This window comes from Ectothiorhodospira shaposhnikovii, assembly GCF_047222355.1.
Classification (GTDB): Bacteria; Pseudomonadota; Gammaproteobacteria; order Ectothiorhodospirales; family Ectothiorhodospiraceae; genus Ectothiorhodospira.
The window spans coordinates 1,072,656-1,086,261 of sequence record NZ_CP178333.1; the positions used below are offsets into that span (position 1 = coordinate 1,072,656).

General features: G+C 60.8%; 16 protein-coding genes and 1 pseudogene. 13 read left to right on the forward strand and 4 right to left on the reverse strand.

Annotated features, from left to right (window positions below):
• Positions 1-38: 38 nt before the first annotated feature.
• A pseudogene (locus ACLF6L_RS04885) lies at positions 39-1,279 on the reverse strand (IS3 family transposase).
• A 48-nt stretch (positions 1,280-1,327) separates the two neighbouring features.
• Entirely contained in the window at positions 1,328-1,477 is a 150-nt protein-coding gene (locus ACLF6L_RS04890) for a DUF6444 domain-containing protein (protein ID WP_412852486.1), read from the reverse strand.
• Here ACLF6L_RS04890 and ACLF6L_RS04895 point away from each other — a divergent pair.
• Positions 1,476-1,835, forward strand: a complete 360-nt coding sequence (locus ACLF6L_RS04895; protein ID WP_412852487.1) for a hypothetical protein — start codon at positions 1,476-1,478, stop codon at positions 1,833-1,835. The two genes, ACLF6L_RS04890 and ACLF6L_RS04895, sit on opposite strands and share 2 nt — an antisense overlap.
• Before the next feature lie 5 nt (positions 1,836-1,840).
• Positions 1,841-2,302 carry a hypothetical protein gene (locus ACLF6L_RS04900; RefSeq protein WP_412852488.1) on the forward strand — a complete coding sequence of 154 codons (462 nt, stop codon included), beginning with the start codon at positions 1,841-1,843 and terminating at the stop codon, positions 2,300-2,302.
• Positions 2,303-2,396: 94 nt separating this feature from the next.
• Here ACLF6L_RS04900 and ltrA read toward each other — a convergent pair whose 3' ends face one another.
• Positions 2,397-3,659, reverse strand: a complete 1,263-nt coding sequence (gene ltrA / locus ACLF6L_RS04905) for a group II intron reverse transcriptase/maturase (protein ID WP_412852489.1) — start codon at positions 3,657-3,659, stop codon at positions 2,397-2,399.
• Between the two features lie 789 nt (positions 3,660-4,448).
• On the opposite strand from ltrA, the gene ACLF6L_RS04910 reads away from it, so the two are divergent.
• The 4 genes from ACLF6L_RS04910 (at position 4,449) to ACLF6L_RS04925 (ending at position 7,509) form a co-directional block, all read left to right on the forward strand.
• A complete protein-coding gene (locus tag ACLF6L_RS04910) occupies positions 4,449-4,670 on the forward strand; it encodes an addiction module protein (protein WP_238618113.1) in 222 nt (73 codons plus the stop codon).
• A complete protein-coding gene (locus ACLF6L_RS04915; RefSeq protein WP_238618114.1) occupies positions 4,670-4,966 on the forward strand; it encodes a type II toxin-antitoxin system RelE/ParE family toxin in 297 nt (98 codons plus the stop codon). The genes ACLF6L_RS04910 and ACLF6L_RS04915 overlap by 1 nt, the downstream gene beginning before the upstream one ends.
• Positions 4,967-5,260: 294 nt before the next feature.
• Positions 5,261-6,232 (forward strand): Rpn family recombination-promoting nuclease/putative transposase, encoded by a 972-nt coding sequence (locus ACLF6L_RS04920; protein WP_412852490.1) that lies wholly within the window; start codon positions 5,261-5,263, stop codon positions 6,230-6,232.
• Positions 6,233-6,312: 80 nt separating this feature from the next.
• Positions 6,313-7,509, forward strand: a complete 1,197-nt coding sequence (locus ACLF6L_RS04925) for an IS4 family transposase (protein WP_412852491.1) — start codon at positions 6,313-6,315, stop codon at positions 7,507-7,509.
• 381 nt (positions 7,510-7,890) lie between these two features.
• Here the strand turns inward: ACLF6L_RS04925 and ACLF6L_RS04930 are convergent, their stop codons facing one another.
• Entirely contained in the window at positions 7,891-8,682 is a 792-nt protein-coding gene (locus tag ACLF6L_RS04930) for an inositol monophosphatase family protein (protein WP_412852492.1), read from the reverse strand.
• Between the two features lie 96 nt (positions 8,683-8,778).
• On the opposite strand from ACLF6L_RS04930, the gene trmJ reads away from it, so the two are divergent.
• The 7 genes from trmJ (at position 8,779) to hscB (ending at position 13,575) form a co-directional block, all read left to right on the forward strand.
• Positions 8,779-9,528, forward strand: coding sequence for a tRNA (cytosine(32)/uridine(32)-2'-O)-methyltransferase TrmJ (gene trmJ / locus ACLF6L_RS04935; protein WP_238618119.1), 750 nt, complete (start codon positions 8,779-8,781; stop codon positions 9,526-9,528).
• A gap of 72 nt (positions 9,529-9,600) precedes the next feature.
• Positions 9,601-10,404 (forward strand): serine O-acetyltransferase, encoded by an 804-nt coding sequence (gene cysE, locus ACLF6L_RS04940; protein WP_238618120.1) that lies wholly within the window; start codon positions 9,601-9,603, stop codon positions 10,402-10,404.
• A 55-nt stretch (positions 10,405-10,459) separates the two neighbouring features.
• Complete coding sequence (locus tag ACLF6L_RS04945) at positions 10,460-10,963, forward strand: Rrf2 family transcriptional regulator (RefSeq protein WP_238618121.1); 504 nt, start codon at positions 10,460-10,462, stop codon at positions 10,961-10,963.
• Positions 10,960-12,207 (forward strand): IscS subfamily cysteine desulfurase, encoded by a 1,248-nt coding sequence (locus tag ACLF6L_RS04950; protein ID WP_210386930.1) that lies wholly within the window; start codon positions 10,960-10,962, stop codon positions 12,205-12,207. The genes ACLF6L_RS04945 and ACLF6L_RS04950 overlap by 4 nt, the downstream gene beginning before the upstream one ends.
• A 60-nt stretch (positions 12,208-12,267) precedes the next feature.
• Positions 12,268-12,672 carry a Fe-S cluster assembly scaffold IscU gene (gene iscU, locus ACLF6L_RS04955; RefSeq protein ID WP_008933111.1) on the forward strand — a complete coding sequence of 135 codons (405 nt, stop codon included), beginning with the start codon at positions 12,268-12,270 and terminating at the stop codon, positions 12,670-12,672.
• 17 nt (positions 12,673-12,689) lie between these two features.
• The gene (gene iscA, locus ACLF6L_RS04960) at positions 12,690-13,013 is read left to right on the forward strand and encodes an iron-sulfur cluster assembly protein IscA (protein ID WP_008933112.1); all 324 of its coding nucleotides are present in this window, start codon (positions 12,690-12,692) and stop codon (positions 13,011-13,013) included.
• On the forward strand, positions 13,006-13,575 hold the full coding sequence (hscB, locus tag ACLF6L_RS04965; RefSeq protein ID WP_008933113.1) for a Fe-S protein assembly co-chaperone HscB: 570 nt from the start codon (positions 13,006-13,008) through the stop codon (positions 13,573-13,575). The genes iscA and hscB overlap by 8 nt, the downstream gene beginning before the upstream one ends.
• Positions 13,576-13,606: the final 31 nt, after the last annotated feature.

Below are 13,606 nucleotides of genomic sequence, written 5' to 3' on the forward strand. Positions count from 1 at the left end.
AAAGTGGACCCCATCGTCAAGACAGAAAGAGTACGAGTTTAAGCAATAGCTTGGGGTTCGCTCGCAGCGGAACAGCGCTGCCCTGGTACTGCGGTTTCACTGGGTGGCGTCACAGCCGACGGGCCGTACTTATCCACGATCAGTGCGCCTCCGCCCTGCCGGTTCCGATAGACCGTATCCGGTGTCTCGTTCGCCAGAGCCGCGTGGGGGCGTTCGCCGTTGTAGAACGCGAAGTAGTCCATCAGTCCCAGCGTGACTTCCTTGAGATTGGCGTAGCCCTTGAGGTAGACGTCTTCATATTTCACCGTCCGCCAGAGTCGCTCGACGAAGATGTTGTCAAAGGCCCTTCCGCGGCCATCCATGCTGATAGTGACTCCCTCTCGCTTGAGCACGCCAGTGAACGAGTCAGCCGTGAACTGCGAGCCCTGGTCACTGTTGAAGATCTCCGGTGGCCCGTACAGCTGCAGGGCCTCTTCGAGGCAGTCAACGCAGAAGGTCGTATCCATGGTGTTGCTGAGCCGCCAACTCAAGACCTTGCGGCTGTACCAGTCCAGGATCGCGACCAAGTAGGCGAAGCCCTGAGCCAGACGGATGTAGGTGATGTCGGTACTCCAAACCTGGTTGGGCCGGTTGACCACAACGCCACGCAGCCGATACGGATAAACCTTGTGCTGCGGGTGCGGACGACTGGTATGCGGACCCGGCGCGATCGCCGCCAACCCCATCCGACGCATCAGGCGCTGGACACACTTACGGTTGACCTTATGGCCCTGGGTCCGCAGCTCGACCACCATGCGCCGACTCCCGTAGAACGGCCGTCGTGTGTAGATCTCGTCGATGAGTCCACACAGCAGCAGGTCGCCGGCCTCATCCGGTGACAAACGCCAGCGCGCATACACGGTCGCCCGGGAAACCCCGGCCAGCGCACACTGGCGAACGATGGAGATCTCGCCACCCGCGTCAATCCAGTCTTGACGGTTCACGGCAGGTTGATCCCGGACTTTTTTTTGAGCCAATCGAGTTCCATCTTCAGGCGCCCAATCTCACCGTAGAGACGGTCCGGGGCATCCTTTTCCGACACTGGCTTGGGGCCCCGCTTGCCTTCGAAGAGCGTGCCAGCCTGCTCGAGGATCGCCTTCTTCCACTGGGTCACTTGGGCGGGATGGACCCCGTAGGCTTGACCGATCTCGTTGACGGTCTTGACCCCCTGAATCGCCTCAAGACCAACTTTCGCCTTGAATTCAGCGTTGTACGTGTTTCTCTTCCGTTTTTCAGTCATCTTGTTAGTATCCCGATTCAGCCCCCCACTCAGAGCTTAAACTGCTGTCTAGATATCGGGGTCCACTATAGATGGCGGCTTGCTGGAGTTGCGGCTGTTCCTCTCGACCTTCGCCTCCAGGGCCGCCAACCGGGCACTCAGCATCTCCAAGGCATCGAACAACTGCATGATCAGCGCATCCTTCTGCGCATGGGTCATGCCGTCGAGTTCCGCTTGTGTAGGACGCTGGAGCTTCATACAGGACAAGATAGCCTATCGTGGGAAAAATGGGCAGACTGCGGGCAGGGAGCCTGAACAGTTACTCCGTGCGGAAGATGATGAAGACCGCTTGAGTGGTACTTCTTGGACACTTGAAGAAGATATTTTCGATCAGGTTACGGAGTCTGGTTTTAAGCTGCATCTTATTGAGCTTCTCGATGATTTTATTGCACACCGAGGCCAATGTAATGAGTTGCCCAAAAAAGAAGGGATAGTTCGTTTTGGTGATGGTGTTTTGAGCATTGAGTGGCTGCCTGATGGGTCTACCCATTTATCAGATCATCTGAGTACGGAGTAGTAGGTTTGATTACAAAGCATGACTTGCCATCTTTGGTGACCAAATTTGAGCGCCTACCGGGTCAAATCAATGAGCTTTCAAGGTCCGCTTTTGAAAATGTTTATGGCTCGGAAGTGGCTGCTCAGGCAAAAAACATAGTCTATTTTTTCTTGTCCTCAAAGCCAGTGCCTCGCCTCAATGGAGAGAGTTGCATCCTTTACATAGGCCAAACAAAAACCAGCTTTAAATCCAGATATTTCCGCCATGCAAACCTGCATGCCACATCGAAAGCCAACTCGTTGAAATTTGACATGGTAATAAAAAATTACGGGGCAATAGAAATCGCCTTTTGTGATTACCGCAAGTTTGGAGACACTCTGCTTGGTGCTGAAGGGCAGTTTTTGTGGTGGTACTTTCAAAATCACGGTGAGTATCCGCCAATAAACTACACCAAAACTAAAGTCAGAATAGATGCTGTCAGTGCATAATCGGGTAAGGGCGGGTGTTTAGCCCGCCCTCCCCACACCACCTAGCATGCGGGTCCGCACTAGGCGGTTCATAAGAAGGGAGCACACGACGATTTCAGGTATAACCATGCGCTTTCATCCATTGATCGCGGATGCTGATCAAGCCTTGGCATTGCAGCCAGTCATTGGTCATCCCGGTCTGGGTGCCGAGAGATCGGGACAGGTGCCAGTAGCTTTTGGAGCTCATGCCTGTCCAGATGGCGGCGCGTTTTGGCGTTCCCAGGGCCAGCAGGTGGCGGATACGGTTTCGCACCCCGCGCCACTGTTTCCAGTAGCACATGCGGATACGTCGTCGCAGCCAGTGGTCCAGCTCGGGGATAGGCCGATAGTAGTCCGAGATGCCGAAGTAGCCCATCCAACCACGGACATATTCCGTCAGCGTCTTGAGCCGGTAGTCCATGGACACGCCCCAGCTCCGGCCGGTGAGCTTTCTCAGCCGGTAACGGAAGTCCTGGTAGGCGCGCTCGGACCATCGCAGCTTTGCTCCCCGGAAGGTGAATCCCAGGAATTGGCAGTCGTTGGTCCTGACCACGCGGCTCTTGTGCGGATTGACCACCAGCTTGAGGGTGCCGGTCAGGAAGCGAGACACGCTCGCCATGACCCGTTCCCCGGCGCGGTGGCTCCGCACGAGGATCAGCAGGTCGTCCGCATACCGGACGAACCGATGCCCTCGCGCTTCCAGTTCCTTGTCCAGGTCATCCAGAAGGATATTGGCCAGCAAGGGCGACAGGGGGCCACCCTGGGGTGTCCCGATCGCCGTTGCCTCAAGGGTATCCCCGACCCGCACACCCGCCCGCAGATACTCGCCGATCAACGCCAGCAGCCGCTTATCGCGCACCTTGCGGCCCACTCGGGCCATCAGGATGTCGTGCTGGACCGTGTCGAAGAACTTCGCCAGGTCCAGGTCGACGGCGATGCGGTAGCCATCAGCGATATGGGTTTGTATCCGCCTCAGTGCTCCATGGGCGGAGCGTCCGGGTCGGAAGCCGAAACTCGAATCCGAGAATCCTGGATCGAAGATCGGCCCCAGAGCTTGCGCCATGGCCTGTTGAATGACCCGATCCGTCACCGTCGGGATGCCAAGCAGTCGCTCGCCCCCATCGGGTTTGGGAAGGGTCACTCGTCGCACCGGTTGTGGCCGGTACGTGCCATCACGCAAGGCTTGGCGGATGACCGGCAGGTTCGAACGTGCGAACTCAGGGAAGTCCTCGATGTGCATCCCATCGACACCGGGGGCGCCCCTGTTGGCTTTCACCCGCTTCCATGCCCGTCGCATGTTCTCGCTTGCCAGCACCCGCTCCATCAGGTCGTCGTGCAAGGCTGGCTGCGTGGCATCACGCCGCGACGCGTCTCCCCCGGACGGGTTCGACGACGCGTGCGAGCAATCCACGGCTCCGCCTTGTCTTCTCATGTTCGGCCCTTCACCGCGAGGCCCGTCCACGGGCGTGCGATGACTATGGCCTCGGCTGACCTCTGCTCCGTCACGTCGAACGTTGCCGTTGGACGCGCTGCCCGGGTCGCGGTAGGGTCCGGTGGGATGCCCAGTCCTTTCGGGCTGGCCCTCAGTCCGGCTCCCATGGCGACCACAGCCATGGTAGGGTTCGATGGCGTATCCAGTCCTTTCGGACTGGGCCTCAGTTCGACTCCCATGGCGGCACGGGCCGCATGCGGAACAGATCTCCCCGGATAAGGACATGAACTTTCAGTGCACAACCGCCGCATTTACCCTATCCCCTGCACCTGATGGGCTTTGTCACCTTGTGCTGACTCGCCCGGGGACTGAGCCTTCTATGCGGTTTCTGTCCGTCGGCTCGCACTTTTGCGCTCGGGCTTCCTCCAGACAGACCCTCACGGGGCCGCCCTTGCCGTCGGCTAGTAGTTACGTTGGTCCACAGTGTGGACATCACAGGTACTCCTACAGGGGACTTTCACCCCATCAGTTCATGCCCATGCCGGGCGTACACAAGTCGTAGCAGTTCGTGCCTGCGGCACCGGACACTCACTTCGTTCGTGCCGCTGTGCTCGGGCGTTCGGCAAGTAGAAGGGCGGTCAGGTGCAAAGCCAGAAAAGCAGTAAACTTATTAGAGTTCTCTGTGGAGTAGGTGCCATGAAAACAGAAGACTTGTTGCGAGAAATCGAATCACTACCTGTGGAGGAGCGTGCGCGGGTAGCCGACTCGGTGCTCAAGAGCCTGAATCCACCGGAGTCGGAAATCGACAAGAAGTGGGCGGAAGTAGCCAAGCGACGGTTGGATGAGATCCGTTCAGGTACGATCAAGCCGGTACCTGGAGAGGAGGTCTTTGAAGAGATCTGGAAGCGGTTCTCGTGATGAGGTTCTCGTTCCATCCAGAAGCTCGGGAGGAGTTTCGACTCGCAATTGATTATTACGAGGAGCGAGAAACGACACTTGGGTACCAATTCGCGGCCGAGGTATATGCGGCGATAGAGCGAACCTCAGAACATCCCAATATGTGGCCTTTTATTGAAGAAGGCATTCGCCGGTGTCTTGTCCGCCGATTCCCGTATGGAGTCATTTACCATCACGACGTAAGCGGCAACGAATTGGTGATCCTGGCGGTAATGCACCTCCATCGCGAGCCGTACTACTGGGCCCATCGAAAGTAATGCCGAACGGCGGCTGTCAATGAAGTTGTCGCCTGAGAGCACATCAGTTATGCAGCCATTTTCAGTGGCTGATCTTGAGCAACGCGCTCAGGATTCATGGTGACGGTATCGACATGTGACCAGTTACGAGTCTTTCCACTCCAGCGCTCCGGGCGAAGCTGTCGGGCTCTTTGGAATTGTTGATGACGGCGTACCAGGATCGCCTTGTCCTCCGCGACAGGTTATCCCTCGGCGGAGGACCGGCCAAGCCGGGGCTATGGCACACTACGGACTGATCTCCACCCAGGACGCCGCATGGTCAACCACCACGACACGGGCTACAAGGAACTGTTCAGCTACCCGGAGCTGGTTCGCCAGCTGATCGAGGGGTTTGCCCCGCCGGAAGTGTCGGGGATGATGGATTTCTCCACCCTGACGGACCACAGTGGCAACTACATCACGCCGCTGTTCAATGAAAAATTCGAAGACAAGGTCTGGTCGGTGGAAGTGAACTGGGAGGGCATCAGGCAGCGGGTATTCGTGTACCTGCTGCTGGAATTCCAGTCCACGGTGGATCATCGCCTGCCGATCCGGATGTTGCATTACGTGGCCTGCTTCTACGACCACCTGATCAAGACGAAGGTCACGACGGCCCGCAAGGGGATGCCGCCGATCTTTCCGGTGGTACTGTACAACGGCTCGAAGCGCTGGACGGCGAAGGCGGACATTTACCGGATGATCCGGCCGGAACCGCCGGTTTTCCTGCGGGTCTATCAGCCTCACCTGCGCTACTATCTGGTGAACGAATCGGCCTTCACCGAGGACGAGCTGGCGGAGCGGGATACGCCGCTGAGCGGGATTTTCGAGGTGGAGAAGGCGTCGAAGGACGTGGAGGCCCTGCAGGGCGCGGTGAAACGGCTGGCGGCGCGCATCCGGGCACACCCGGAGAAGGCCCGGCTGGACGAGGTGATCACCCGTTGGCTCAAGCGTCACCTCAGGCGGCTGGGTGCCGAGGCGGAGCAGGCGCTGGAACAGATCAACAGTTTGGTGGAGGACAATGCGATGCTGGCGGAAAATCTTCAGACGTGGGCGGAGAAGGAGCGACAGAAGGGGCGTCAGGAAGGCCAGCGTCTGGCGGCCATCAACCTGCTCAAGCTGGATCTGCTCACAGACGAGCAGATCGCCCAGACCACGGGCCTGCCCCTGGACGAGGTGAAAGTGCTGAGGTCAGACCCTGAAGTATCCCCACGTTTTGCGGGCGAATTTCCTTGTGAAACAGTGGGATAAGGAAAGGCGGGTGGACATGCACCGGCAAGATCGTGTTTCTTTAAGGTTGCGAAGCCGAAAAAGAGCCACGAAACAAACCGATGCACGCCACGGACCTGATTCACGCAAACCTGGGGGTTGCTTGTCAATCCATTCACCGCACCCGCTTCAACGCGCTGCTGACCGCCACGGCGGCGGCCCTGGATGGGCAGACCACCTCGGTCACCGGTCTTGGCCGGGCATCGCGGCGACCGATCACCGAGAAGGCGAGCATCAAACAGATGGATCGGCTCGTGGGTAACCTCAGGATGCATCGAGACGCGGTGACCGTTTATCAGGCCATGGCCCACTGGCTGATTGGACAGGAAGAACGCCCGGTGATTTTGGTGGATTGGTCGCCGGTCGCCGTGGATGAGAGCATTCACGTGTTGCGAGCGTCGGTGCCCGTGGGCGGCCAGGGAAGAACCGTGTACCAGGAGTGCCATCCTCAAGCCAAGTACGCTAACCGACAGATCCAGGAGAACTTTTTGAAAAACCTCTCGGAGATCCTGCCTGCCGGAGTTTGCCCGGTGATCGTCACGGACGCCGGTTTCAAGAAACCCTGGTTTCGCGCCGTGGAGGCCTTGGGCTGGGACTGGGTGGGCCGAGCGCGAGGCCTGGTCCAGATGACCCGGCCGGAGGAAAGCACTTGGCTCAATACCCGCCAACTGGGGTACTTGCTGGATGAGAATCAGCCGACTTACATGGGCGCCTTTGCCATGACCCGAGACGACTCCCTGGTGTGTGAGGTGTATGGCCTGCGTAAGACTCTCCAAGGTCGCATTCATGCGACCCGGTCTGGCCAGCGCGCCCAGAGTGGCAAGAGTCGCGCGCATGCAGCAGGCGAACGGGAACCTTGGGTGATTGCCACCTCCCTGACTGGAGGGTCGAAGATCACCGAACGGGTGATCGCCCTCTATTCGCTGAGGATGCAGATTGAAGAGGATTTTCGAGCCAGCAAGAATGAGCATTATGGGTTAGGCGTGAATCGTTCCCGTTCCCGCTCCGCGCAACGATTTGACGTGCTGTTGCTGATTGCCGCCCTGGCCAGCTTCGCGGCCTGGTTGGTGGGCCTGGCGGCCGAGCATGAGGGGCGCCATCGCCATTACCAGCCAAACACGGCCAAGCGACGGGTATTGTCCCACTTCTTCCTGGGTTTGAGAGTCTTGTGGCGAGAATCCGCCAACATCCTCGACGACACATTACAGCGCATCAGATCGACCATACGAACCGTGTTTGCCGCCGGGATCCCTGCATGAATTCGTGGGGATATCCCAGGCTCAGGCCAGAGGCTTTAAGGGCATCCATCATTAGCTTGTCATCTATAACAATGTTGGTTCTCATAAATCACCTATGTGTATTAATCTCTGCTATATACACACCCTATCATAGGCAAAGAAACATAACAATCGGATCCACAGCGAGTTCGAACGCCGCTATCCTGCGCAGCATCAATCCTTCCTGCACTGGATCGGTTTTTCGGGTGATGAAAGCCGGGCGCGAGAGTGACAGCGATAGCACGCCGCGCAAAGCGCGGCGTATCGAGCCATTTGGAAGTCCTGGTATGGCATTGGCCGAGGATCAGGAAGATCGGGGGGTATTCGAGGAACGGGCTTCTCGGCCGATAAACCCGTGCAATTTCACGCCCGGTTCACTACCGGATTGAGCCGCTGCAGCATGCCCTTGAACACCTTGGGGCCGGCGGCCACCACGTTGCCGGTGGCCAGATAGTCGGGGCCGCCCTTGAGGTCGCTCACCAGGCCGCCGGCCTCCTGTACCATCAGTACGCCGGCCGCCATGTCCCACTCGTGCAGGCCGATTTCCCAGAAACCATCCAGTCGACCGGCGGCCACATAGGCCAGATCCAGTGAAGCCGCCCCGGCGCGACGCACGCCGGCGGTGCCCGGCAGCAGGACGCTCAGGGTGCGCAGGTAGTAGTCCAGGTTCTGGTCTTCCCGGAAGGGGATGCCGGTGCCCAGCAGGACGCCGGTCATGTCCCGGGGCTGGGTCACGCGAATGCGTCGATTGTTGAGGGTGGCACCGGCGCCGCGGCTGGCGGCGAACAGTTCTTCCTTGACCGGATCGTATACCACCCCGTGTTCCAGGCGTCCCTTTTGTTTGAGGGCGATGGAGACCGCGTACTGGGGGATGCCGTGGAGGTAGTTGGTGGTGCCGTCCAGGGGGTCGATCACCCACTGGAATTCCTCGTGGCTGCCCTGGGTGCCGCTTTCTTCCGCCAGGATGGCGTGACCGGGGTAGGCCCGGTGGATCACGCGTATAATCTCCCGTTCCGCCATGCGATCCACTTCGGTCACGAAGTCGTTGGGTTGCTTGTCCTGGATGGTGACGGTATCGAGCCGATCCGCATGGCGTACGATGACCTGTCCCGCGGCGCGGGCCGCCTTGACGGCGATATTGAGCAAGGGATGCATGGAAGACTTCCGGGATGGGCTGGGAAACAGGACCGCGACCGTGCAGGCCGCGGGGAGATCAAAGAAGATACGTAGCCATAGATGATAACTGAACCCATGGAATTACTGAATCCGGTCCGGATCGTGCTCGTCAATACCTCCCATCCGGGCAATGTGGGCGGGGTGGCCCGGGCCATGAAGAACATGGGCCTGTCGGACCTTCGGCTGGTGGCCCCCCAGGATTATCCCAGCGCCGAGGCCACGGCCCGGGCTTCCGGGGCCGATGACCTGCTGGCCGGTGCCCAGGTGGTGGATGATCTGGACGAGGCGCTGGCGGGTTGTCGCCTGGTGCTGGGTACCAGTGCCCGCCAGCGCACCCTTCGCTGGCCCGAACTGGACCCCAGACAGGCGGCGGCCAGACTGCTCGAAGCCGTCCCGACGGGGCCGGTGGCCGTGCTGTTCGGGCGAGAGCGGACCGGGCTGACCAATGAGGAACTGGATCGCTGCCAGGCCCTGATCCATATCCCTTCCAATCCCGAATACAGCTCTCTGAATCTGGCGGCTGCCGTGCAGGTGCTCAGCTATGAGTTGCGCATGGCCGCCCTGGCCCATGCGCCCGCATCGGCACCGGCGCCCACCGGTGGGGAACTGCCCGCCAGTCACGAAGAGCTGGAGCGGCTTTATGCCCATCTGGAGGAGACGCTGTTGTTGCTGGAGTTTCTGGATCCGGACAACCCCAGGCACCTGATGCGGCGGTTGCGGCGCCTGTTTGCCAAGGCCGATCCCACCATCAACGAGGTGAACATCCTGCGGGGCATCCTGACCCAGGCGGCCAAAGGCCCACCGAAACACTCTGGCAAGCCCTGAAGATCGGGGTACAATGGCCCCAAAAAGACCCATGCCGGCCGTGTTTCCGCGGGCCGGCCATCAGGACCCTTCATGTTCCAACGCCTGCGCGACGATATTCGCTGTGTCTTCGACCGGGACCCGGCCGCCCGGCATACCTTCGAAGTGCTCACCACCTATCCGGGGCTGCATGCCCTGCTGCTGCACCGCCTGAGCCATGGGCTGTGGCGCCTGCGCCTGTGCTGGCTGGCCCGCTATCTGGCCTTTTTGGGGCGCTGGCTGACCGGAATCGAGATTCACCCGGGGGCCACCATCGGCCGACGTTTCTTCATTGACCACGGCATGGGGGTGGTGATCGGCGAGACCGCCGAGATCGGTGACGACTGCACCCTCTACCACGGCGTGACCCTCGGCGGCACCTCGTGGGGCAAGGGCAAGCGTCATCCCACCCTGGAGAACAACGTGGTGGTGGGGGCGGGGGCCAAGATCCTCGGCCCCATCCGCATCGGCGAGGGGGCCCGGGTCGGTTCCAACGCGGTGGTGCTGCGGGACGTGCCTCCCGGGGCCACGGTGGTCGGTATTCCCGGGCGCATCATCACGCCCAGAAGTGACGAGGACCGACGCCGGGAGGACATGGCCCTGAAGATGGGGTTCGATGCCTACGGCACCACCCAGGACATGCCGGACCCGGTGGCCACGGCCATTACCCGCATCCTGGATCATCTGCATACCCTGGATCAGCGCATGGACGAGAACTGCCATGCCCTCAAGGCCCTGGGGGCGCAGGTGGATGACTCCCACATTCAGGAGATCCAGGCGGATGAACTGGGGGATTTGGCTGGCCCGTCCGCTCAGGGGCAGGACAGTGCCGAGTCACGGCGGGGCGTTAATACTTGACCAAAAAGATAAGGTATTGTTAGCATACCCGGACGGATCATACGGGAGAGAGGCAATGAGACTGACAACGAAGGGGCGCTATGCCGTGACGGCAATGCTGGATCTGGCGATCCACAACGACCAGGGACCGATCTCCCTGGCGGATATCTCGGGCCGACAGGGTATCTCACTATCCTATCTGGAACAACTTTTTGCGCGCCTGAGAAAGCGCGGTCTCGTGGTCAGTACCCGCGGTCCCGGCGGGGGCTATACCCTGAGCAGACCGGCGAATGAACTGGCCATTGCCGATGTCATTTCGGCGGTGGACGAGAAAGTGGATACCACCCGCTGCGGCGGCACCGTGGACTGCCAGGACAGCCATCGCTGTCTCACCCATGATCTGTGGTCCGATCTGAGCGCCCAGATCCACAATTTCCTGGCCAACATCACCCTGGCCGATGTCATGCGCCGCAACGGCGTTCAGGAAGTGGCCGCCCGTCAGGACAGCATCATGTCACGCCAGCCTTCCGGTAGCCGCAGTGGCGCCGGCGCCGGGCTTGCGTCCCAGTCCGTGGAATGAACAGGCCCAGGAGTGAAGCCGTGAGCGAGAACAACCGACCCATCTACCTGGACTATGCCGCCACCACCCCGGTGGATGAACGGGTGGCGGAAAAGATGGCCCGCCATCTCACCATCGACGGCCTGTTCGGCAACCCTGCCTCCCGTTCCCATCCCTTCGGCTGGGAGGCGGAAAAGGCGGTGGAGGAAGCCCGCGAGCAGGTGGCTGCCCTGGTGGGCGCCGACCCCCGGGAGATCGTCTGGACCAGCGGCGCCACCGAGGCGGACAACCTGGCCATCAAGGGCGCGGCCCATTTCTACCAGAAGAAGGGACGCCATATCGTCACCATGAAGACGGAGCACAAGGCCGTCCTGGACACCTGTCGCCAGTTGGAGCGGGAAGGCTTTGAGGTGACCTACCTGGACCCGGAGCCCAATGGCCTGCTCGACCTGGGCCGGCTGGAGGCCGCCCTGCGTGACGACACCGTGCTGGTGTCCGTGATGCACGTGAACAACGAGATCGGCGTGATCCAGGACATCGAGGCCATCGGCAATCTCACCCGTGCCCGCGGCATCCTCTATCACGTGGATGCGGCCCAGTCCACCGGCAAGGTGGACATCGATCTGGCCAGGCTCCCCGTCGACCTCATGAGCTTCTCCGCCCACAAGAGCTACGGCCCCAAGGGCGTGGGCGCCCTTTATGTGCGTCGCAAGCCCCGGGTGCGGATCGAGGCCCAGATGCACGGCGGCGGCCATGAGCGGGGCATGCGCTCCGGTACCCTTGCGCCCCACCAGATCGTCGGCATGGGCGAGGCTTTTCGTATCGCTCGGGAGGAGATGGCCCAGGAAAACCAGCGTCTGCGCCTGTTGCGCGACCGTCTCTGGGCCGGCCTGTCGGACATGGAGGAAGTCTATCTCAACGGCGATGCCGAGCGCCGGGTGGCGGGCAGCCTCAATGTCTCCTTCAATTTCGTCGAGGGCGAGAGCCTGATCATGGCGCTCAAGGATATCGCCGTGTCCTCCGGTTCCGCCTGCACCAGTGCCAGCCTGGAACCTTCCTATGTGTTGCGCGCCCTGGGCCGCGACGACGAACTGGCCCACAGTTCCATTCGTTTCTCCGTCGGGCGCTATACCACCCAGGAAGACATTGATCGCACCATTGCCCTGGTCCGCGGGGCGGTACAGAAGTTGCGCGAACTCTCGCCGCTCTGGGAGATGTATCAGGAAGGCGTGGATCTGAAATCGGTGGCGTGGGTCGCCCATTGATCCCGCGCAGTGCCTGCCCCGCGGGGCGTGAAGACATTTTATTTGGAGAGGTAACCGGAAATGGCCTACAGCGATAAAGTCATTGACCACTATGAAAATCCCCGCAACGTGGGTTCCCTGGACAAGGCGGACCCCCAGGTGGGGACCGGCATGGTGGGCGCCCCGGCCTGCGGGGATGTGATGAAGCTGCAGATCCGCGTCAACGACGCCGGGGTCATCGAGGAGGCCATGTTCAAGACCTATGGCTGCGGTTCCGCCATTGCCAGTTCCAGCCTGTTGACCGAGTGGGTCAAGGGCAAGACCCTGGAGGAGGCCGCGGCCATCAAGAACACCGAGATCGCCGAGGAACTGGCCCTGCCGCCGGTGAAGATCCATTGCTCGGTGCTGGCCGAGGATGCCATCAAGGCCGCCATTGCCGACTATCGCAAGAAATCCGGCGGCGCGATCGACGCTGAAACCGCCTGATAAGGAGAGCAAGAGTCATGGCCATCACATTGACCGATACCGCCGCCGACCGGGTGCGCAACTTCATGGAAAAGCGGGGCAAGGGCATCGGCCTGCGCCTGGGCGTGAAGACCACCGGGTGCTCCGGCATGGCTTACATCATGGAGTTCGTGGACGAACTGGACGAGGGTGATACCGTCTTCGAAGACAAGGGCGTGAAGGTGGTGATCAACCCCCGCAGCCTGGTCTATCTGGACGGCACCGAGCTGGATTACACCCGTGAAGGCCTTAACGAAGGGTTCCGGTTCAAGAACCCCAACGAGAACTCCCGCTGCGGTTGCGGAGAGAGCTTCAATGTCTGAGCCGGGGGCGTCCAGCGGTCCGTTGCTGGATTTCGGGCGGGATTACTTTGCCCTGCTGGGCCTGCCGAGGCAGTTTCGCATCGATCGGGAGGCCTTGTCCCGGGCCTATCGCACCTTGCAGACCGAACTGCACCCTGACCGCTTTGCCAAGGCGCCGGAGGCACAGCGCCGTCTGGCGGTGCAGGGGGCGTCCCATGTGAACGAGGCTTATGCCACCCTTCGGGACGACACCCGGCGGGCACGCTACCTGCTCGGTCTGCGGGGCGTGGCGGTGGATGACGACCGGGCCACCGCCACCGATCCCGACTTTCTCATGGACCAGATGGCGCTCCGCGAGACCCTGGAAGCGGTGCCGGATGCCGCCGATCCCTTTGCCGCCCTGGATCGGGCGGCGGCGGACATCGATGATCGTCACGATGCCCTGATCAGGGCCTTCGAGGCCGCCTGGGCCGCCGATGACCTGGAACAGGCCCGGGAGCAGGTCCTCAAGCTGCGGTTCTTCAATCGTCTGCGTGAGGAGTTGGAGCGCATCCGCGAGCGTCTGGAAGACGACCTGCCCTGAACCGGGGTATCCCCCAGAAACCATCAAGACG

Bases quoted from the DNA above. Each gene is read 5' to 3' on its own strand.
- ACLF6L_RS04930 (WP_412852492.1), bottom strand. From the start codon at position 8,682: ATGCATCCCTTGCTCAATATCGCCGTCAAGGCGGCCCGCGCCGCGGGA.
- ACLF6L_RS04890 (WP_412852486.1), bottom strand. From the start codon at position 1,477: ATGACCCATGCGCAGAAGGATGCGCTGATCATGCAGTTGTTCGATGCC.
- ACLF6L_RS04945 (WP_238618121.1), top strand. From the start codon at position 10,460: ATGAGACTGACAACGAAGGGGCGCTATGCCGTGACGGCAATGCTGGAT.
- cysE (WP_238618120.1), top strand. From the start codon at position 9,601: ATGTTCCAACGCCTGCGCGACGATATTCGCTGTGTCTTCGACCGGGAC.
- ACLF6L_RS04895 (WP_412852487.1), top strand. From the start codon at position 1,476: ATGCCGTCGAGTTCCGCTTGTGTAGGACGCTGGAGCTTCATACAGGAC.
- iscA (WP_008933112.1), top strand. From the start codon at position 12,690: ATGGCCATCACATTGACCGATACCGCCGCCGACCGGGTGCGCAACTTC.
- ACLF6L_RS04950 (WP_210386930.1), top strand. From the start codon at position 10,960: ATGAACAGGCCCAGGAGTGAAGCCGTGAGCGAGAACAACCGACCCATC.
- trmJ (WP_238618119.1), top strand. From the start codon at position 8,779: ATGGAATTACTGAATCCGGTCCGGATCGTGCTCGTCAATACCTCCCAT.
- ACLF6L_RS04915 (WP_238618114.1), top strand. From the start codon at position 4,670: ATGAGGTTCTCGTTCCATCCAGAAGCTCGGGAGGAGTTTCGACTCGCA.
- ACLF6L_RS04925 (WP_412852491.1), top strand. From the start codon at position 6,313: ATGCACGCCACGGACCTGATTCACGCAAACCTGGGGGTTGCTTGTCAA.
- iscU (WP_008933111.1), top strand. From the start codon at position 12,268: ATGGCCTACAGCGATAAAGTCATTGACCACTATGAAAATCCCCGCAAC.
- ACLF6L_RS04910 (WP_238618113.1), top strand. From the start codon at position 4,449: ATGAAAACAGAAGACTTGTTGCGAGAAATCGAATCACTACCTGTGGAG.
- hscB (WP_008933113.1), top strand. From the start codon at position 13,006: ATGTCTGAGCCGGGGGCGTCCAGCGGTCCGTTGCTGGATTTCGGGCGG.
- ACLF6L_RS04920 (WP_412852490.1), top strand. From the start codon at position 5,261: ATGGTCAACCACCACGACACGGGCTACAAGGAACTGTTCAGCTACCCG.